The sequence below is a fragment of the Flagellimonas sp. B-3 genome (assembly GCF_056857835.1).
Window position 1 is genome coordinate 263,073 of record NZ_JBSXNW010000016.1, and the last position, 20,548, is coordinate 283,620.

Here is a 20,548-nt window from a genome sequence, read left to right on the forward strand (position 1 = left end):
TACTATGACATAAAAGCAAACAAATTAAAAAGAGACAGCCCGTAACACTTTGGCGAGCGGAAACAGGCTGTCGACTGTTCAATAATTACAAATACTTATAACCATTTAAACATTATGTGAAATTATGAATTCACTAACTATTAAACAATTAATCAAGTTGACATTCCATACATTTTGCTTTCTGATTGTTTTGGCACTTCTGAACCCAGTGCTGGCCGCTGATGTCAGAGGACAGAACTTGGAAAGTTTTAAGGTGGACCTGTCCACGGACAATGCCACCGTAGTAGATGTGCTGAGACAAATCGAAGGCCAAACGGATTTTAAGTTTGTGTACGACCGCAAAGTGGATAGGTTGCAAAATACCTACGATATTACATACCAAAATGTGTCGCTGAAGTCTGTTTTGGAATTGATGGCCAAAGATGCCAATCTTACTTTTAGAAGAATCAACAATACCATTTCCATAGATGTTAAGCCCAAGGCTCCAAAACGAGTGTTCGAAGTGGTTTTTATTACCGTTACGGGCCAAGTAACGGATGAAAACGGAGTTCCATTGGCCGGTGCTTCGGTTATGGAAAAGGGTAGGGGCAACGGTACCATTACCGATTTTGATGGAAACTTTTCCATTGATGTTGAAAGTGATGCTGTGCTGCAAATTTCCTACTTGGGCTACAAATCCCAAGAAGTTTCCGTAGATGGCCGCAGTACCATCAATATTCAGTTGGAGCAGGATGCCACCATGTTGGAAGATGTGGTTGTTGTTGGGTATGGCACCCAAAGAAAAACCGATGTGACTGGTTCTATCGCTTCCGTGGACAGCGAAGATTTTAACAAAGGAATCGTGATGAACCCCGGGCAACTTTTACAGGGTAAAGTGGCCGGTGTGAACATTTCCAACGTTAGTGGAGAGCCCGGAGCAGCACAGGATGTAATCATCAGGGGTGTAGGGAGTCTTCGTTCGGGCACCACACCACTTTATGTAATTGATGGTTTTGCTTTGGACAATACGAGCACCGGTGTTCCGACCAACCCCTTGAACTTCATCAACCCACAGGACATAAAAAGTATAGATGTGCTTAAGGATGCCTCTGCCGCAGCAATTTATGGTGCAAGAGCAGCCAATGGAGTAATTGTAATTACCACCAAAAGGGGCAAGGCCGGAAGAACCAGCATGGATTTGAACGTATCCACCGGGTTTTCAACCTTGGCTAACCAAGTTGATGTTTTTTCGGCTGATCGCTTTAGACAAGAAGTTGTGGTTACCGGAGGTAATTTGGAAGACGGAGGTGCCAATACCAATTGGCAGGATGCCCTTAGCAGAACGGGGTTTACCAAAAATGTGAATTTAGCCATGAGCGGCGCATCCGAAAAATTCTCCTACCGAGCATCCTTGGGGGTGAACGATCAAGAAGGAATTCTTAGGGGCAATGATCTTAAACGTTATTCAGGTCGATTGAATTTGACCCAAAGGGCTTTCAACGATCGTTTAAAGGTCGAGTTCAATATGACAGCTACCAGGACCGAGAACCTTCGCGCAGATTCAAGGGCCATTGTGGGAGACATGCTTCAGCTGAACCCAACATTACCATTGTACACCGATGGGCAACCAACCTTGTTGGATAATATGCTCAATCCCTTGACCAGAGAGCAAATATACAGTGATGATGCCGTGAACCATCGTATTCTGGCCAACTTGGCACCTTCCGTGGAAATTGTGAATGGGCTTACCTATAAGTTGAACTTGGGCGTGGATTACTCATCTACACAAAGGGATATACAGTACAAGCCCTACTCTTTGTTGGAAGATTACATAAGGGGAGAACTGAACAGTATCTACACCACCAACAAAAACAGTCTTATCGAGAATACATTGACGTATAATTTGATGACCGATAAACACAATTTTACCTTTTTGGTCGGGCATACGTACCAAGAAACCTTTGTCCACCAAAAGAGTTTTGAAATGGAGGGTTTTTCGGATAATGGTATCGACCCAAAATATCAGGATCAGATAAGTTCTGAAGATATGCCAACTTTTATGAATACTTATGCCACAAAGAATGAGCTGCAATCTTTCTTTGGTAGGGCCAATTATGTGTTCGATAACAGGTATATGCTTACCGCCACCATGAGGGCGGACGGGTCATCCAAGTTTGGTGGGAACAACAAGTATGGATATTTCCCCTCCGTTGCCGCTGGTTGGAACATTATGAACGAAGCATTCTTGAGCTCGAACACAACCATCAACAATTTAAAGCTTAGGGCAAGTTGGGGTAGAACCGGTAATCAAGAAATTCCATCAAAAATTACAAAAAGAAGTTTTACCGATAGTAGGGACAATAATGATTCCTACCCCATCAATGGCGACGAAGAGACCTTGGCCGATTACCCTTACGGAACCATTTTTACCCGTTTGGCCAATCCCGACATCCAATGGGAGGTATCCGAGCAGTTGGATTTTGGTTTGGATTTTGGACTGTTCAACAATCGCTTGTCCGGTACGTTGGATTATTTCAATAAAGTATCCGAGAATATTTTGTTGGAAGTAACCCCGGCCGACCCTGTTCAACCTACCGATAAATACTGGACCAATATTCCCGATATGGAAATTAAGAACAGTGGTTTTGAACTTGCTTTGGATTACCACAGCGATTACAGCAAGGATCTTTCCTATAACATTGGCGGTAACTTGGCCTATACCAAAAACGAAGTGTCCAACTCACCCTACGAAGTGCTGACCACGGGAGCTGCACAAGGAGCGGGCCAGACCGATGCAACCATTAACGGAAACATTAATGGTGAACCAATAGGAGCTTATTATATGCAGGAGTTCTTGGGAATCGGAGATGATGGCCTGAGTATTTTGTCCGAAGATAGGAGAGTAGTGGGGAGTGCATTGCCGGATTTGATCTATGCATTTTATCTGAACTTCAACTATAAGAACTTTGATCTTGGATTGAACTTTAACGGGGTTTCTGGAAACAAGGTGTACAACCACACCGCAATGTCGTTGTTCAGTAAAGGGCTTTTAAGTTCCAACTTTAACACGACCTCCATTGCCACGCAATTTCCCAATGAGGATATCACCAACTCCAATGCCGTATCCACCAGATATTTGGAGGACGGTGATTTCTTGAGGTTGAACAATGCCACTTTGGGTTACAACCTTAGTCCGGAATTGGTCGGTCTTGATGGATTGGTAAACACGATTCGCTTTTCCATAACGGGGCAAAACCTATTTGTGATTACGGATTACAGCGGTTTTGACCCGGAAATCAATTCAAACTTGACTATAGACGGCATACAGACCTTTGGGATTGATTACTTCAATTATCCCAAAACAAGAACCCTTGTATTTGGCTTAAACGTATCATTCTAATCAAAAAAAACACTTCAAAAATGAAGCATAAAATAATAATCGCACTATTTGGAATAGGCTTGCTCTCAAACGTAAGCTGTACCGATCTTGAAGAAGAAGTTATCGACGAATCCCTGGAAGGTAGTGGACAGGCAGAAGCCATAAGCGGGGCCATTGCTCCGGCTTATGGGCAAATTTCTTGGACTTGGAGGCACACCAATTACTATGGATTGCAGTTAATTCCGTCCGATGAGGCCATATTACCTTATCGCGGTGGGGTCGACTGGTACGATAATGGGAAGTTTTTAGAAGTACATCGCCACAATATTGCTCCAAGTAATAGTTTGGTAGGAAGCTCTTGGAACGAAGTGACACGAAACATATCCAGGACAATAACGGCAATTGATGTTTTACAGCCCCTTGCGAAAGAAGGAAATGCCGAGGCAGAGGGGGGGCTATATGAAATGATTGCCCTAAGGGCCTACTTGAACATGCTTACTTTGGATAGTTGGGGATTGGCTTTTAAGAAAGAAACTTCAGGTGAGCTTTCAGAAGTGATCCGAGGGCAAGATGCCATTGATTACATCGAAAGTGAACTGCTTTCAGTTGTTGATGTGATCAATACCAGTAGAGGCCCGGGACGAATAACACAAGCAACCGTTTGGGGGTTCTTGGCCCGATTGAGCCTAAATGCTGCCGTGTACCGCGATCCCTACGGAACACCGGATTTTACCTCAGAAGATATGAACAAGGTAATTGAGTACACCGACAATATCATCAACTCCGGAATGTACTCCTTGTCCCCAGAGTATTTTGAGCTTTTTAATGATGAAAACCACGACAACCCAGAGTTGATCTTTGCTTTGGATCAACGTGGCGTGATGAACAGGGAGCACAGCCGATGGGCCTATTGGTCGTTGGCGGGATCTTGGTATCCCAGACCGGAACACCCCAGCGCAGATGGTACCGATGGGCCGGCCATTACCCCGGATTTTTATCAGACCTGGGTAGATGCCTACGGCGATGTTGACCCGGCGGAGGCCGATGCCAGATTTTATCAGGAAAACCAGATTATCCCTGAAGAGCTCAGGGACTTGACGGGTGTTTCACCGGAAAATGATGAAGATCATTACTACTGCATGTCCGCTGAAGATTTTGAAATCAACAGGGGAATTATCCGAGGTGTAATTTGGGGGCCGCGCAAAGACGAAAACGGCTCTTTTTACACCTGCGACGAAGGTTACCGTATTTATCCGGTAATCCAAAGAAAAGGGAATGGTCCCGATAAGGATGTGGATTATGTGAACCATACCTTGCAGGTGGATTTCTCCAACGAAGGCAGATTGCACAAAAACGGTTACCGCGTATCCAAATACCAGTTTAGCCGTACCTCGCCAAATGGCAACAATTACAGTAGCGTAGACCTTGTTTTGATGCGCTTGGCCGAAATCTATTTGATGCGTGCAGAAGCTAAATTACGGACAGGTGATAATGCCGGTGCTCTGGCTGATGTAAATACAGTTAGAACCTCCAGAACGGCACGTCCAGAGCAGACTCCGGAACCACTTTCCGCTATCGATTTGGATATCTTGTTCCGTGAAAGAGGATTTGAGTTGTACTGGGAAGGTTTCCGCAGGAGCGATCAAATCCGGTTTGGTCGTTACGAAGATACTTGGACCGAAAAAACAGATGACAACGTTCATCACAGATTGTTCCCGATTCCACAAGACGCCATAGATGGCGCATCCAATGTTGCAGGGTATTTGGAGCAGAATGAAGGTTATTAGTAGGGTGTATTTTTTAGCTAAGCGGCAGGTTGGTTTATCCACTTGCCGCTTACATGTTATAAAAGAAAAAGAACAGATTCATGAAAATTTCATTTAAAAAAGCTGCTGCATCTTTGGCCGTTCTATGGATTTTGGGCTGTACCACATCAAAAAAAGAAGAAAAACCTATAGAATCCATCAATGAAGAGCCCCTGAGCATTATTTTTATGATAGGCGACGGGATGGGTGTTCCACAAGTATCAACGGCCTATTATTTTGGCGATAGCCTGCCCAATTTTTCACGGTTCAAGCAAATTGGATTTCACCAAACATCGGCAACGGATTATACCATCACCGATTCGGCCGCTGGGGCCACCGCCTTTTCAACCGGACAGAAAACCTATAAAAGGGCCATTGGGGTATCTGTTGATTCGCTTCCGCAAGAAACCATTTTGGAACAGTTGAAGGGGAATGGATACCAAACAGGCTTGATCAGTCTTACCACAATTACACATGCAACGCCTGCGAGCTTTTATGCCCATGTAACCGACCGTGGCATGCACAATGAGATTGCTTCACAGTTGATTGAGGCTGAAGTTGATTTTTTTGCGGGCGGAGGAAGAAAGTTTTTCAATAAAAGAAACGATGGAAGAAATCTTTTTGAGGAATTAAAGGACAAAAACTATCATTTGGATACCTTGGCACTATCAAAAACCGCGAAGGACAAAAGGAATGCCTATGTTTTGGCCGATGATGGGATTCCCTCAAAAATTGATGGGCGGGCCAATTATTTATCCGAAGCAACTACCATGGCCTTGGATTATTTTGATCAAAAAGGGGAGCCATTTTTTATGATGGTCGAAGGCTCGTACATTGATTGGGGCGGACATGCAGAAAATGCCGAAATGATGATATCCGAAGTGTTGGATTTTGATAAGACCTTGGGAGTTGTGTTGGATTATGTGGAAAACAACCCGAATACCTTGCTGGTGGTTACGGCAGACCATGAAACAGGAGGAGTGAGTATTGGCAAACATTATGAAGTGGACAAAAGTACGGGCAAAAAAAGGGAAGTGCCCGAAAAAGTGACCGTTTACTTCAATTCCGATCAGCATAGCGGGGAATTAATCCCTGTTTTTGCCAAGGGCAAGGGGTCGGACAATTTCCAGGGCATCTATGAAAACAACGAGATTTACCATAAAATGATCAATGCCATAAATCAAGCAAAATGAAAAAGAGAGCAGCCTTTTTAGTTATAGTTGGATTGATTTTCTTCGTTACGGGAAAAATCTTTGCCCAGACCGTTTATAAAGTCCACTCCCATAACGATTATGCCCAAAAACTGCCATTTTGGTATGCCTACAGCAATGGGGCATCATCCATAGAGGCCGATGTGTTTTTAAGGAATGACTCCCTCTATGTTACCCATGCCGAAGATGAGATAGTCAAGGGAAAAACCTTTGATAAGCTGTATTTGAACAGGCTCAGTAGTTTGGAAAGATCAGGGGAACTCAGGCCACTTCAATTGCTTATCGACATCAAGTCCGAAGCATATGCCACACTGGGAAAATTGGAAGAAATACTGCGATCTTACCCAAATTTGATCAAAGCGGACAAAATCAAATTTGTGATTTCTGGCAATCGGCCTAAACCAGAAGAGTACAAAAATTACCCAAGTTTTATTTGGTTCGACCATCAGAATTTGGACGAGTTGGAACACATGGATTTAAGCAAAGTTGCATTGATCAGTTCCAGTTACAAAAACTATTCTGTATGGAATGGATACGGACGAATGACCGCCCTTGATCTGGAGAAAGCAAAAAAGGCCATAGCCAAAGCCAAAACATCTGGAAGACCATTTCGATTTTGGGGCACACCGGATACCAAAACAGCTTGGGCACGTTTGGCAAAATTAGGTGTGGATTATATCAATACGGACAGACCGGCCTTGGCCAAACAGTATTTGGATAAACTGGATGCAAACACCTTCACATTAAAGGATACAGTTGAGGTGTACCGACCCAAATATGCATACAATACCGATACCAAGCCTACCAATATTATTTTAATGATAGGTGATGGCAATGGATTGGCGCAAATTAGCTCGGCCATGATTGCCAATCGGGGTAAACTAAGTGTAACAGGGTTAAAAAACATAGGATTGGTGAAAACAGCTTCACATGATGATTTAATCACCGATTCTGCCGCTGGAGCTACCGCCATGGCTACAGGTAGAAAGACCAACAACCGGGCCATAGGCACAGGATCACAGGCTGAACCACTGACAAATTTAGTGGATATGGTGAGCAAAAAGGGTTTCAATACGGCGATAGTTGCCACGGATGCCATTTATGGAGCTACGCCCTCATCATTCTACGCCCATAGGGTTGAACGAGATGATACCCCAGGCTTGATAGAGGATTTAAAAAGCAGTCCATTGGACTTTTTTATTGCGGGTGGGGAAAAGAACAAAAAAAACATTGAAGCGGTATTTTCCGAACAGGAACTGGAACACTTCTCCGATTTTAAAAGACCGACAGCTATTTATTTGGGCGACAATAAAGCTCCGTCTATCGCGGATGGTAGGGGAGATGCACTTCCAAAAAGTGTTGCAAAGGCTCTAACTGTTCTGGGGGCCAAAAACAATCCATTTTTTCTGATGGTCGAAGGTGCCCAAATTGATAATGGAGGACACTCCAACAGCACTGGCGACATAATCCGGGAAATGTTGGATTTTGACCAAGCCATTGCAGAGGCATTAAAATTTGCCGATGCCGACAAAAATACATTGGTGATCATTACTGCTGATCACGAAACTTCTGGTTTTGGAATAGTTGGTGGCAGCATGGAAGATGGTATCGTGCAAGGTGATTTTTTAACCGTTGACCACACAGGAATTATGGTGCCCTTGTTTGCTTATGGGCCCGGAGCCAAAAATTTTAGCGGTGTTTATGAGAACACAGATATCTTCGATATAATATTAGAGGTATTGAAATAAATATAGAACCAAAGGCATTTTAGGCACGTAATGCCTTTGGTTTTTTTGATAAACCTTATCAAATCATACAACCTGCTTTTCTCGGATAAAATGATGACCCCCATATATTGGGAGCAAGATTAGATTCTGTAATTTTGTACCGTATTTCTTTCAATTGGAAACTATGGACAAAGACCTGGGTCGTTTGCTTTACAATTATTTGTTGGAGACAGGAATGAGCGAAGGCTTGGCTGCTTACCTCAACGTATTTGTACTTATGCTTGTTGTTCTTGTACTAGTACTGTTGCTGGATGTGCTCATTTGGAAAGTATTGCGGGCATTGTCCGTAAGGCTGGCCCGAAAGTCCATAAACAATTTTGACAATTTTTTGGTGGCCCACCGGGTTCCGCGTTATGTGGCTCATATTGTACCATTGACCATCTTATTGGAGTTTGTTCCCATAGCTTTTGCAGATTTTGATTATGCGGAGATTTTAGCTCTAAAAACCATTAAGATCCTCTTTGTCTTCTTGACCTTGGTCATTTTTCGGAAGTTTTTTAAAAGCGTGAACGGATATTTGAGAACCCGTCCCAAGTTTAAGGACAAGCCAATAAACAGTTACGTTCAGGTATTTATGATCTTTGCTTGGGTGGTGGGGCTGCTCACTGTTTTTGCTATCGTTACCGATACCACGGTATGGAAATTTTTTACCGCATTGGGTGCTGCCTCTGCAGTGATACTGCTCATTTTTAAGGATTCCATTTTAGGTTTTGTGGCCAGTATTCAGGTTACCATTAACGATATGGTGCGCATTGGCGATTGGATTACGTTCGAAAAATATGGGGCCGATGGTGATGTAGTGGAGATTAGTTTGGCCACGGTTAAGGTTCAAAATTTTGATATGACCATCACCACGATACCTACCTACGCTTTGATTTCTGATTCGTTCAAAAATTGGAGGGGCATGCAGGTTTCGGGCGGAAGGCGAATCAAGAGATCATTGATCATACGGCAAAAGAGTATTCGGTTTTTAACTGAAGAGGAAATAGAAAAGCTTAAAAAGATCCAACTGGTAGAAGGTTACATAGGTACTAGGAACGAACAGATCAGGGCCTATAATGAAGAAAACAATATCAATAAGGAACTGTTGGTGAACGGAAGAAACCTGACCAACTTTGGTGTGTTCCGAAAATACGTGACCAATTATCTGGAAAATCATTCCGCCATAAACAAGAAAATGACCTTGATGGTACGGCAGTTGCAGCCTACTCCGCAAGGTATTCCTTTGGAAATATATGCCTTTAGTTCGGATAAGCGATGGGAAAACTACGAATATGTGATGGCCGATATTTTTGACCATTTGCTCGCTGCCCTACCTTATTTTTCTTTGGAGCTTTTTGAGTTGCCCGTGGCAAAGGATTATGTTTCTACCGGAGATGAATGATTAGCCTAAAGCCTACTTTTAGGGCAAAGCAGCCGCCAAGGCAATTTCTACCATATCCTTGAATGTTGTCTCACGAGCATGTGCCGAGAGTCTTTCTTGAGTTACCAGGGAATCTGAAATGGTAAGAATCGTCAATGCCCTTACATTATATTTTGCGGCTATGGTGTACAAGCCGGCGGTTTCCATTTCCACACAAAGTACACCGTATTCCGCCCAGAGTTTGTATTCCTCGGGGTCATCCACATAAAACTCGTCCGAAGAAAGCACATTGCCTGCTTTAATGGGAATGTTTTGTTCTTGGGCATAGTTAACGGCTTTTAAAAAGAGTTCAAAATTGGCGGTTGGGGAGTAGTCGGAGTTAATAAACCTGGAGTTATTGATGCCTGAAGTAGTGGAAGCGGCCATGGCCAAAACCACATCATTAAGTTTTACGTTTGCTTGGTATGACCCTGCGGAACCCACCCGGATGATGTTCTTTACCCCATAATCTGTGATGAGTTCATGAAAATAGATCATGGCCGAAGGCATACCCATACCACTACCTTGTACAGAAATCCGTTTGCCTTTGTATGTGCCCGTGTAGCCCAGCATTCCCCGTATTTTATTATAGCAAAACGGGTTTTCGAGAAAAGTTTCGGCAATCCACTTGGCCCGTAAGGGATCGCCCGGCATTAGCACTGTTTCGGCAATTTCTCCTTGTTTGGCTTCTATATGGGTGCTCATTCCTAATTTATCATTGTTCAATTAAAGCAGGGCCTGATGAGGTTCCTATGCGAGATACCCCAAGTTCTATGTATTGTAGGGCTTCTTTCTTTGTTTTTATACCACCGGAAGCTTTTATTTTTAACTTGTTGCCCACAACGCTTTTCATGAGTGCCACGTCATCCAAAGTGGCACCTCCGGTTCCAAACCCAGTGGATGTTTTTACAAAATCCGCCTTTGCATCAACCGCTAGGGTGCAGGCAAGTTTTTTTTCTTCATCGCTCAGGTAGCAGGTTTCTATGATCACTTTCAAAATATTGCTGCCAATCGCTTGTTTTATCGCTTTGATCTCATCTCTAACAGCATCAACCTCTTTTAATTTAAGCCATCCAATATTAATTACCATATCTATTTCGTCCGCACCATTTTTAATGCAGTCCATGGCCTCGAACACTTTTGCCTTGGTAGACATGGCCCCAAGGGGAAAACCGATTACGGCAGCCGTTTTTATTTGACTTCCTTTTAAAACTTCTGTGGCCAAAGGTATATGGCATCCGTTTACACAAACAGCATAAAAACCATGTTCAATAGCTTCCCTACATAACTTTGTTATGTCGGTATGGGTGGCGGTGGGTTTTAGATTGGTGTGATCTATATATTTTTCCAAAGACATGTTAATGGTTAAAGAGCTGTTTGAGCTTAAAGATAGCCAACATCTCCGATCTATTTTTCCCAGCAAAAGATTTGGCTATGGATTCGGCGGTTTCAACAACCAATTTTTTGATAGGTTCGGTGAATTTTTCGGGATGTTCTTTGTAAAACTCCTTGAATTCCTTGAAATATTCTCCACCATCTTTCTCCTCTCCATTTAACCAATCGAAAACAATTTCTATTTGATAGGCGGCATCGGTATGAAACTCATCTTCAATTTCATCCATATCCAGCCAATGTTGCCGAACATATTTCCGCAACCTTTTTATTTCGATGGGCCTTACATTGTTATCTGCCATGGCCACGGCATAAAACAGCTTGCCAAGGTTTTGGTAGAATTCGTTTCCTATTTTCTCAGAATTTAGCATGATTATCCTTTTAAACTCAACTAAAGTTAAGATTAATCAAATAGGTTTAAAATGACATTTCTCAATTGTTTTTTGGAAAAAATGTCTCAAATGTTATCATAATTGGTTTGGCACAAACAAATTAGGTGGTGCGATCAATTTGTAATCGAGGGGATTTGTGCTTTGAATAGAATCGTAAAGGTGGTCCCTTGGTTAACCTTGCTGTCCACCGAAATACTTCCACCAAGGCTGGTAAGCTGTTCGTGGACTAAATATAAGCCAACACCTTTACTGTCTTCGTTACCATGAAATTTCTCGTTCAACTTAAAAATAAGGGTGCCTACTTTCTCCATATCAAAGCCAAGACCATTGTCCGTATAGGTTAGTTTCTTTTTCCCATTTTCTTGTGCTGTGCTTATTGAGATGATGGGAGGAACACTGGGTCTGGCATATTTAATGGAATTGGTGATTAAATTCAAAAAAATACTTTCCATGTAAATATCCTTGAAATGGACACTAGGCATGGCACTAAAATCTATGTGGAATTTGGCACCTGCCCTTTGTATAAGTGAGCTTATAGAGTTCTGGACCTTATCAAAAACATTTTTAAAATCGACATCTTCCAACACCATATTCCGAACGTCCTCTTCGGAATAGGAATCAATATATGCGTTCATGGTATTCTTCAATCCTTCGGCGGATAGTTTTATTAGACTGAGTATTTCTTTGGTATCCACATCATCAATTTTGGTCAAATCCAATAAATTGACCAGGGACAGCATATTGTTAAGAGGCGATCTAAGGTCGTGTGAGGTGCTATAGTTCTGTTGTTTAAGCTTTTCATTTACCTTGGACAGTTGACTTAAATGCAATATGCGCTCCTTTTCCAGTTTTTTGGTATGCGTAATATCCTTGGCTATGGCGTAGATCAATCGCTCATTTTCCAACGGTATGGATGTCCAATGTAGCCAGACAATAGCTCCTGATTTGCACACATACCTGTTTTCGAAATTCACCAGTGGAACATTGTTTTTTAGTTCTTCCCTGTGAGCGGCCGTTCGTTCCCTATCTTCGTGATAGATGAATTCGGAAATTAATTTTGAGCCCAGCTCTTCTTCGGTATACCCCAATAGCTTTATAAAAGCAGGGTTCACTCTCACAAAATACCCATTATAGTCTGCAATACAGAGACAATCCATGGATTGGTCAAAAAAAGGTTCTAATTGGGGGTTCATTGTTTTTGTTGTGGTTTTTATCATTCCATCTTCCTTTGTGAGAAAACAGGGGCTCTTTTATCAATTCATCTCGTGGTCGGTTATCTGGTACCAACTTGGACTAAATTATATCTGCATACTTTTTGGTTTAATAAGTGGAAATGACAAATATGGCCAACACATTTTTTAATTGAAAAGACAATACCACTCTTTTTTACCAGCTCGTTAAAATATAGCGTGAAACAGTAATAAGCAAATACATTTTATTGATTGTCACTAAGGTTTCATCATTTTTTGGAGGGAAAACCATAATCCATACCATCTTAGATCGTATTGTGAACCCTTTTAAACCATATTATATCAAATTAAGATAGGTCTAAAAAACACAAAACCCCGTAATTTAAATTACAGGGTTTAATTTCTTATGGTTTGCTAAAAAGTGACCTGACTGGGTTCAGTGAATAATATGTTCAGCCCTTTTTTTAGCCACTTTTCAATCGTTTTTATAAACTTTAAAGATGCTCAACAAAATTCATGCGTTTGCCCAACACCCTGACAATAAAAATTTCGTCAACACTATCAAATTGGTAGAAAATAACATGAGCTTTATAGCTGTAGTATTTTAAAGGACCGGAAATGGCCGATGCGTCTTTGGCCAATTCTGGGCGTTCGGACAGTTCCTCTAAAAAACTTTCCAAATCCAATAAATACTTAGAGGCCTGTTGAGGGCCAAAAAACTTTATACCATATTTATAAATGCCAACTAAGTCGTATTGGGCCCTGGTGGATAAATTATAATTCCCCATTATCAACTTTTGCGATAATGTCACTTATTTTGAGATTACTTCTGCCACTTTGCAATCCATCATCAATTGCGGCCTTAAGCTCCGCGAGTTTCATGTTCTCTTCTTGGTCCTTTCTTACCAAATCCCTTATATACTCACTATCATTGGTAAAGTCACCTGATTGAACCCTAAGCTTTATCCAACTATCTTGTTGATTTGTAAAAGTGATTGACTTTCTAACTGTTTCCATAAACCTATGTTTGTGATGCAATATAACACTTTTTCGCACCACCAGTGGTGTGTACGGCTCTTTTTAAAATTTATAGTGGAATTTACTCTTCGCTAATAGGTTGGTCAGCTATTGTTTATCATAGCTCGGTTTCTAAGATTCTAGTTAATTCGACATGGTTTACATCAACTGTCATAATTTGTCCTTCACGGTCTAATAGTATATTGAATGGAATGGAATTTAAATTATATGTTCTTTTAGTTTCTCCTAAAGAATCCAAAACCTGCAACCAGCTAATACCATCCTCTATTATCGCTTCTTTCCATTTTTGGGAGTTTTCATCTATTGAAATTCCCAAAATTTCAAACCCCTTATCTTTTGATTTCTCATAAATTTTCAAAAGTTCTGGATTTGCTTGTCTGCATGGAGCGCACCATGAAGCCCAAAAATCCAATAGAACAATCTTTCCCTTTAGTGTTTTTCTATCCAACAGGTTGCCTTCCATGTCAGGCAAAACAATGTTAGGTGGAGTGTTGCCAATTTCCAATAGCTTCCTTTGGCTTATGTTTTTACTTATTTTTTCCAAACTTTGCTCGTCTTGGTAACTGGTATCCAAAAGAACAAAAAGATTGTTTATTTGGTCGCTAGTCAGATTATATCCAGGAGTGCTGTAATCTGCCAAATATTCCCCACTCAATTCTAATTCTGGATTTGCAGATAAAAACTCAAACAAATTATCATACAATGTTTCAGTCTTAATACTGTCATTTGGTTCTTCAAAAACGGTACGGTGCATTTTTCCCTCAAAATGGTCTTTAAGAACTTGGCTTTTGGATCCATTGATACTGTCAATATCCAAAAACTTGATTGGTCCTGAACTTGTCATTCCTTCGGAATATCTTGCCACAATATCTATCTCACTGTTTTCCAGCATTAAGACTCCAATTGTCATTTGTTCCTTGGAGGATGGTAAGTCTGGATATAATGCAGATTTTTTAGGATAGGAAACTTTCCCCTCAAAATAAAATGAACCATTCAGAACTTTTGAGCTATCGATTTTGTTTCCGTATACTAAATAAATATATCTATTGTCCAATCCACTTATTCTGCCATTGATCAAAAAACCTTTTTCTGGTTTGGTGGTACATCCAAGTATTACTATGGAAAACACTAAAAATAAGGCTAGCGTATTTGATTTCATAAATTGGGAATCCTTTATTTGAACTTTACTTAAGGTGTTTTGGAAAATCCATCCGACCGCCCAAAACTCTTACAATGAATATTTTCTCATTTTTCACAAAATAGAATATGACATGTGCCTTGTACCTATAGTTCGTCCTCAATCAATAGAATTTTCATAAAATAAAATTACGCTCAAAATTTAGAAAGAAAAGGGAGCTTACGGAGACCATGCCCGATGGTGTGTTGTCATTTACAACTTTATGAGTCAAGATTTGTTGAATAAAGCAGAATGTTTTACTCCTAGATAGCGAATACCAAAGTGGAGGGTAGTTGAAGGGAGTAGTAAAGGCCATGGAAAAGTGACGAGTCTAATCTGATCTATTAGCTAGTGGTGACAGGTTATAATTGGGAAAACTTGGGAACGGTTTTGTTCCCAAGCTCTCTCAACATCAGCATCTAAAAGCTAACTAAACTAATCGTTAAAAATTCATTCAAGGTATATGCTCAAGATGTTCATTATTTTATCGAAAACTTCATTGTTTTCATACACACCCTGAAACTCATGGGAGTGTGGACCATAGGCAAAAATGGGCACCATGGCCGCAGTGTGGTCAAAAGTGGTGAAATCCCCTTCAATGGTCCTGCTTTTGAGATTGCCCTGTGGAATGGCAAAACCAGAGGTTTCATGGTCGGCGGTAATAATGACTAGTGTATTTTTCGAAACATCGGCAAATTTTATGGCCTCCGTTATGGCCCTGTCAAAATCTATCCCCTCACTTACAATGCCCGCCACGCTTTTTTTATGCGCATACTTGTCTATTTTTGCACCCTCCACCATCAGGAAAAAAGGTTTGTTCTTTGCCTTTAGGAAATCGATGCTTCCTTTGGTCGCCCTGGCCAATGCATCTCCCCTTCCTTCCAGAACACTTGGCACATCGCCATTGGAAAAAAAATGACCGACCTTCTCATGGTCAGAATCACCAATATCATCTATATGATCCACTAGAGTGAAGCCAACTAGGTTTTCCTTGTTTTCAAAATCAGTTTTTCCTCCCCCTACAAATAGAGAAAGCTCACTATTGAACAAATCTGCTGCAATGGAGGTTACTTGTGACCGGTCTTCCTGATGCGCATAAAAGGAAGCTGGTGTGGCCCCGGTCAACTTGTCTGTGGTTACACAACCAGAAATAAAGCCAGATGTGGCTAGTTTTTCGGGAATATTTACCAGAGGCTCCCTCAAGGTATCGAGCCCAATGGAACGATTGTATGTCTTGCTTCCGGTTGCCAAAGCAGTGCCCGCAGCAGCCGAGTCGGTGGTGAAATCATCCGCTGAGGCAGTTTTCAGAAAACCGATGCTCTTCAATTGTGTCAGGGTCAATGCCCCCCCATTGGCCAAGGCTGCTGAAGAGATATGGCTCAACCCATTTCCATCGCCGATGAACAATATGATGTTTTTCACCGGTTTTTCCTTTTGATCTACGGTATATCGGGGAGTATAAACTTCAGAGAAAATCTTGTTTCCGTATCTCCTTTTTTCCAAAGAATTGACAAAATCGATGCAAACGAAGGGCATATCCGTGTTGATGAAATCCACTCCAAGATCAGCAAGTGCCCGCCAAGCCGTTTTGGTATCGGGAGTGGCCCAAAACCTAAAAGGTTTTCCATAGCTGTGTGCCTTATCGATGATGGTCTTTACTTTGTCAAGGTCATCTGAGGTTAGTCTTCCCAACCCGTTCCAAGGAGAAATCTTCTTGAAGTTGAGACTGATCAAAGCCACTTTGTCCCAAAGTTTCTCGTTGTTGAAGTTTTCCAAGCTTTGATAATCAAACTTGATGTATGGTGGATAGTTTGGGTAGGTTTCGACGGGCGGACGATTTCCCGAAATGACCAAGGTGATATTGTTGTTCCCTATGATATCCGGGTATTTTTCCAACACATTGATCAATTCTTGCAGAGTCGGTTCCGCTTCGGATTTGATATCGATGAGCACTTGGATGGCTTTTTGATTCCCAAGTTTCAGAGCCAAGGCCTTTTGTATAGGTTGGAGATAAAGATTTTCAATGTTCCTGTCCTCGATTATTTCGGATTCCTCATGAGTGGCGTATAATACTCCGTTTTTTAGAAACACATCCACTTCAAAAGATTGGAGACCACCAGAAAAAGCATCCCAAAAAGGAACAGCCTGTTCATAATCATTGTGTGAATGGATGCTCTGGCCATGGACGTTGGACTGGAATTGGAAAACACCAATGAGAACGACCAAATGGAGCAAGGAAATCTTGTACTTGTGCAATGTAAGGTGCATAGAAATCATTTATAAAGGATAGATTCATCCACAGACCCAGTTGGGAAAATTGGACAATTCAAAACAACGACAAATAATACATTCTTTAAAAAAATATTGTGCAAAGGTTTGCACAAAAAAAGGTGTTGCAACCCCTAAGGATCAAAGAGTTGGAAGGGGGGTACCTTCACACTCCTTGCAGAGACTGTTGTCACCCTTTATAAAATGTTTTCAAATAGGGGATAAACAAGCGGTTAAATGCTTGCAAATTAAAGGTTAACCAATGCAAACCTTTGCATAAAGTTTTGATGTAGGCGTATTAACGAAATCGTTTTTTTATTGTTATTTGGTTGCCGAATTAACAATTATAATCAACCTAATATGAAGAAATTTAAATTTTTGGTAACAATTTTTCTAATTGGCCTTACCACGGTTTCGTGGGCCCAAAAGAAAATAAATGGTACTGTTATCGATAGTGATGGGTACCCCCTTCCAGGGGCCAGTGTTGTGGAGAAGGGAACCAACAATGGGGCTATTTCCGACTTTAATGGGGAATATTCCATTGAAACCAGTTCCGACACACCTGTTTTGGTGGCTTCTTATATGGGTTTTGAAACAATGGAAAAAACTGTTGGCCCATCTGTATTCACCCTGGATTTTGTTTTGAAAGAGGCCAGCAATGTTCTTGATGATGTGGTGGTCATTGGTTATGGGACAAGCTCCAAGGAAAAAATCACTGGCTCGGTGGTCAGTATAGATGCAGAAAGTATCCAGGAGTATTCCAACGCCAACTTCGACCAGGCCATAGTAGGAAAACTACCTGGGGTTGACATTTTGACCAACGCAAGAAACCCTGGGGATGGTAATACTATAACCATACGGGGTGCGGGCTCCATTACCAGAAGCGCAAACCCACTCGTGGTGGTCGATGGTTTTCCGTTGGCAGAAGGAAGCTCCCTCAATGTCATCAATCCCAATGACATTGCATCCATTGATGTGATAAAAGATGCGGCTTCTTCGGCCATTTATGGATCTCGGGCGGCCAACGGGCTTATCATGATTACAACGAAAGAGGGACGGAGCAAAAAAACGACAGTTCAGATTAATTCCGTGGCCGGGATACAAGAACGTACCGGGACATACGACCTTTTGAACGCTTATGATGCGGCCATTTTCTTTAGGGACGGACGAAACAACGCATATCTGAAAAACCATAGCAATGTTAGTGTTAATGACACAGAGGCACAGCGTATTGCTAATGGAGCAAACGTGCGGGAACTTTTATTGGATTATACCCTTCCGTACCTGAATAACGAACAGGGTCTAATGGATTTTAACTGGGAAGATGCTGTGTACAGGGCAGGGATAGTACAGAACCACCATATAAATGTATCGGGTTCGAACGATGCCACCAACTATTCAGTATCATTGGGGTACACCGATGAGGAAGGTATAGTGATTACTGCAGACCAAAAACGTTATACCACTAACATCAAGTTCAACACCAAATTGAGTGAACGCTTGAAGTTCGGGGCAAACATGAACGGTTACTATTCTGAAAGAGGACTTACCAATGGAAGTAACCAATATAGGTTCCCTATAGATCCAGCAGGCAGAGCCATGGTATATATGTACCCATTTTTCTCTGCTTATGACGATTCGCACCCAACCGGGTACAATATTGAGGCACAAATTCGTGCAAACAGGCCCTATAATGCAAACTTGCAAGAAAACCCTGTGGCCATGGCAGAATTGTCCAAGTATGATAGAAGAGAGTTCAGGACTTTCGGAAATGCCTATCTTTCCTATGAGCCTATAGACAATCTGGAACTAAAGACCTCATTGGGTTATCTGTTAGACTACAAGTTTACCGACCAGTATGCGCCAATGCTCACCGGTGCATACCGTGAATTGATCAGTGAAAGAAATCCTCAGCAGGGGTCGGAAAGCAGAAGCGATCAGGGGGATGTTCTCATAGAGAACACGGCCAACTATACCTTCGATATTGGCCAGCATTCGTTCAATGCATTGGCAGGACAAAGTTTTCAGAAAAGCTCTTCATCTGGACTGTCCGTTGACGGGTTCGATTTTCCAAACGATATCATTGAAAATATAGATGGCTCTACTGTGCAGACGGCCGGGGCATCACGAAGCCGATGGACACAGCTCTCCTATTTTGGTAGGATTATGTATGATTACAAGGATACCTATTTCCTATCGGGATCCATACGTACCGATGGTTCCTCCAGATTCGGAAGGGACAATAGGTATGGAACCTTTGGTTCGTTCTCCGCAGGTTGGGTGTTGAGCAATGAATCCTTTTTTCCGGAAAATGATATACTCACGTTTGCAAAATTGAGATATAGTTGGGGGCAAACAGGGAATAATCAGATTGGCAACTATGCACAGTATGCCTCCATTGGCACAGGAAGGGACTATCCTTATGATGGTACGCTCCATCCCGGTGCCGCCCCGTCCAGTGCCCCATCCTATGCCCTTACTTGGGAGACTAATACCTCCAACAACTTTGGTGTGGATTTGAGTTTTTTCAACAAAATCAGGCTAGGGGTCGATTACTACGTAGCAGACATTACCGATCTTTTGTTGGACAGGCCGGTACCCAAACATACTGGTTTCAACAATTCTCTTCAGAACATTGGGGAAATGAGAAACAAGGGCTGGGAATTCCAACTCAGCGGATCTAATTTCAACTTGGGGGATCTAAGCTTTGGCTTTGATGCCAATTTGGCAACCAACAATAATGAGATTCTTTCCCTTGGAGGTGCCGATGAGTTGTTCGAAGGAGGAAATCAAAGATTCATTACCCGGGTAGGGGAGTCCTTGGCGAACCTTTATGGCTATAAGATCATCGGGATTTTGAAATCCGAGGAAGAAGTAGCTGAATATAACAATAGAAAGAATACTACCCTATCTGCAGAAGTGGGTGACTACATATTCCAAGACACGGATGGAAACGATACTATTGATGCCAATGATAGGGTGCTTTTGGGCGACTACAACCCCGAAGTAACCTATGGTTTTGGAATAAACCTCGCCTATAAAGGGTTTGACATGAGCTTGAACTTCAATGGAACCGTGGGAAGAATGGCCTTTGATGAGATGACTTCCAGATATTTGGAGTATGGGGAGGCGTTTACCAATACCAACTACCACTATTTTAACAATTATTGGGACCCTGTACATAATCCGGATGGTTTTTTGGCCCCTCCCGATGCTTATGGCAACACCGCTACAAGGTCTGCCAGTAGAAACCCCACCAATTACAACGTACTTGATGCGGATTACCTGAGATTGAGAAGCGTACAGTTGGGGTATAACATACCTTCCGACGTGTTGGAACAGTTGCACTTAAAGAACCTACGCGTATATGTCTCTGCCAATAACCTGCACACTTGGACCAAGTTCAGGGGAATGAACCCTGATGGAGGCAACACGGGCAACCCACTGAACAGAGGACATATTTTTGGCACAACGGCAGTTCCCAGACTCATTTCTGCGGGCATCAATCTAACATTCCAATAAAAAGAA

14 protein-coding genes are annotated in these 20,548 nt (G+C 42.0%); 6 read left to right on the forward strand and 8 right to left on the reverse strand.

Annotated features, from left to right (window positions below):
• Positions 1–124: 124 nt before the first annotated feature.
• The 5 genes from AC13CS_RS04575 to AC13CS_RS04595 all read left to right on the forward strand — a co-directional run bounded on the left by AC13CS_RS04575 (position 125) and on the right by AC13CS_RS04595 (position 9,545).
• The gene (locus AC13CS_RS04575; protein WP_482888532.1) at positions 125–3,379 is read left to right on the forward strand and encodes a SusC/RagA family TonB-linked outer membrane protein; all 3,255 of its coding nucleotides are present in this window, start codon (positions 125–127) and stop codon (positions 3,377–3,379) included.
• Positions 3,380–3,399: 20 nt separating this feature from the next.
• Entirely contained in the window at positions 3,400–5,145 is a 1,746-nt protein-coding gene (locus tag AC13CS_RS04580) for a RagB/SusD family nutrient uptake outer membrane protein (protein ID WP_482888533.1), read from the forward strand.
• A gap of 80 nt (positions 5,146–5,225) precedes the next feature.
• A complete protein-coding gene (locus AC13CS_RS04585) occupies positions 5,226–6,356 on the forward strand; it encodes an alkaline phosphatase (RefSeq protein ID WP_482888534.1) in 1,131 nt (376 codons plus the stop codon).
• Complete coding sequence (locus AC13CS_RS04590; protein ID WP_482888535.1) at positions 6,353–8,122, forward strand: alkaline phosphatase; 1,770 nt, start codon at positions 6,353–6,355, stop codon at positions 8,120–8,122. The genes AC13CS_RS04585 and AC13CS_RS04590 overlap by 4 nt, the downstream gene beginning before the upstream one ends.
• A 163-nt stretch (positions 8,123–8,285) precedes the next feature.
• Positions 8,286–9,545, forward strand: a complete 1,260-nt coding sequence (locus AC13CS_RS04595; protein WP_482888536.1) for a mechanosensitive ion channel family protein — start codon at positions 8,286–8,288, stop codon at positions 9,543–9,545.
• Between the two features lie 18 nt (positions 9,546–9,563).
• Here the strand turns inward: AC13CS_RS04595 and deoD are convergent, their stop codons facing one another.
• From deoD to AC13CS_RS04635, 8 genes are all read right to left on the reverse strand, one after another.
• Positions 9,564–10,268: a purine-nucleoside phosphorylase gene (gene deoD, locus AC13CS_RS04600; RefSeq protein WP_482888537.1), complete on the reverse strand. Its 705-nt coding sequence runs from the start codon at positions 10,266–10,268 to the stop codon at positions 9,564–9,566.
• A gap of 10 nt (positions 10,269–10,278) precedes the next feature.
• The gene (gene deoC / locus AC13CS_RS04605; RefSeq protein ID WP_482888539.1) at positions 10,279–10,920 is read right to left on the reverse strand and encodes a deoxyribose-phosphate aldolase; all 642 of its coding nucleotides are present in this window, start codon (positions 10,918–10,920) and stop codon (positions 10,279–10,281) included.
• A gap of 1 nt (position 10,921) precedes the next feature.
• Positions 10,922–11,326: a hypothetical protein gene (locus AC13CS_RS04610; protein ID WP_293169186.1), complete on the reverse strand. Its 405-nt coding sequence runs from the start codon at positions 11,324–11,326 to the stop codon at positions 10,922–10,924.
• Between the two features lie 134 nt (positions 11,327–11,460).
• On the reverse strand, positions 11,461–12,540 hold the full coding sequence (locus AC13CS_RS04615; protein WP_482888540.1) for a sensor histidine kinase: 1,080 nt from the start codon (positions 12,538–12,540) through the stop codon (positions 11,461–11,463).
• A 491-nt stretch (positions 12,541–13,031) separates the two neighbouring features.
• Positions 13,032–13,325: a type II toxin-antitoxin system RelE/ParE family toxin gene (locus tag AC13CS_RS04620; protein WP_293169182.1), complete on the reverse strand. Its 294-nt coding sequence runs from the start codon at positions 13,323–13,325 to the stop codon at positions 13,032–13,034.
• A complete protein-coding gene (locus tag AC13CS_RS04625) occupies positions 13,312–13,554 on the reverse strand; it encodes a type II toxin-antitoxin system ParD family antitoxin (protein ID WP_293169180.1) in 243 nt (80 codons plus the stop codon). The genes AC13CS_RS04620 and AC13CS_RS04625 overlap by 14 nt, the downstream gene beginning before the upstream one ends.
• A gap of 118 nt (positions 13,555–13,672) precedes the next feature.
• On the reverse strand, positions 13,673–14,734 hold the full coding sequence (locus AC13CS_RS04630; RefSeq protein ID WP_293169178.1) for a TlpA disulfide reductase family protein: 1,062 nt from the start codon (positions 14,732–14,734) through the stop codon (positions 13,673–13,675).
• Between the two features lie 468 nt (positions 14,735–15,202).
• A complete protein-coding gene (locus AC13CS_RS04635) occupies positions 15,203–17,020 on the reverse strand; it encodes an alkaline phosphatase (protein WP_293169176.1) in 1,818 nt (605 codons plus the stop codon).
• 360 nt (positions 17,021–17,380) lie between these two features.
• Here AC13CS_RS04635 and AC13CS_RS04640 point away from each other — a divergent pair, with 360 nt between their 5' ends.
• Positions 17,381–20,542 (forward strand): SusC/RagA family TonB-linked outer membrane protein, encoded by a 3,162-nt coding sequence (locus AC13CS_RS04640; RefSeq protein ID WP_293169174.1) that lies wholly within the window; start codon positions 17,381–17,383, stop codon positions 20,540–20,542.
• Positions 20,543–20,548 lie beyond the last annotated feature (6 nt).

What these genes read in the sequence shown, in the direction of transcription:
- AC13CS_RS04575 (WP_482888532.1), top strand. Translation starts at nt 125, where the DNA reads ATGAATTCACTAACTATTAAACAATTAATCAAGTTGACATTCCATACA.
- AC13CS_RS04610 (WP_293169186.1), bottom strand. Translation starts at nt 11,326, where the DNA reads ATGCTAAATTCTGAGAAAATAGGAAACGAATTCTACCAAAACCTTGGC.
- AC13CS_RS04595 (WP_482888536.1), top strand. Translation starts at nt 8,286, where the DNA reads ATGGACAAAGACCTGGGTCGTTTGCTTTACAATTATTTGTTGGAGACA.
- AC13CS_RS04625 (WP_293169180.1), bottom strand. Translation starts at nt 13,554, where the DNA reads ATGGAAACAGTTAGAAAGTCAATCACTTTTACAAATCAACAAGATAGT.
- deoC (WP_482888539.1), bottom strand. Translation starts at nt 10,920, where the DNA reads ATGTCTTTGGAAAAATATATAGATCACACCAATCTAAAACCCACCGCC.
- AC13CS_RS04630 (WP_293169178.1), bottom strand. Translation starts at nt 14,734, where the DNA reads ATGAAATCAAATACGCTAGCCTTATTTTTAGTGTTTTCCATAGTAATA.
- AC13CS_RS04580 (WP_482888533.1), top strand. Translation starts at nt 3,400, where the DNA reads ATGAAGCATAAAATAATAATCGCACTATTTGGAATAGGCTTGCTCTCA.
- deoD (WP_482888537.1), bottom strand. Translation starts at nt 10,268, where the DNA reads ATGAGCACCCATATAGAAGCCAAACAAGGAGAAATTGCCGAAACAGTG.
- AC13CS_RS04615 (WP_482888540.1), bottom strand. Translation starts at nt 12,540, where the DNA reads ATGAACCCCCAATTAGAACCTTTTTTTGACCAATCCATGGATTGTCTC.
- AC13CS_RS04585 (WP_482888534.1), top strand. Translation starts at nt 5,226, where the DNA reads ATGAAAATTTCATTTAAAAAAGCTGCTGCATCTTTGGCCGTTCTATGG.
- AC13CS_RS04590 (WP_482888535.1), top strand. Translation starts at nt 6,353, where the DNA reads ATGAAAAAGAGAGCAGCCTTTTTAGTTATAGTTGGATTGATTTTCTTC.
- AC13CS_RS04640 (WP_293169174.1), top strand. Translation starts at nt 17,381, where the DNA reads ATGAAGAAATTTAAATTTTTGGTAACAATTTTTCTAATTGGCCTTACC.
- AC13CS_RS04635 (WP_293169176.1), bottom strand. Translation starts at nt 17,020, where the DNA reads ATGCACCTTACATTGCACAAGTACAAGATTTCCTTGCTCCATTTGGTC.
- AC13CS_RS04620 (WP_293169182.1), bottom strand. Translation starts at nt 13,325, where the DNA reads ATGGGGAATTATAATTTATCCACCAGGGCCCAATACGACTTAGTTGGC.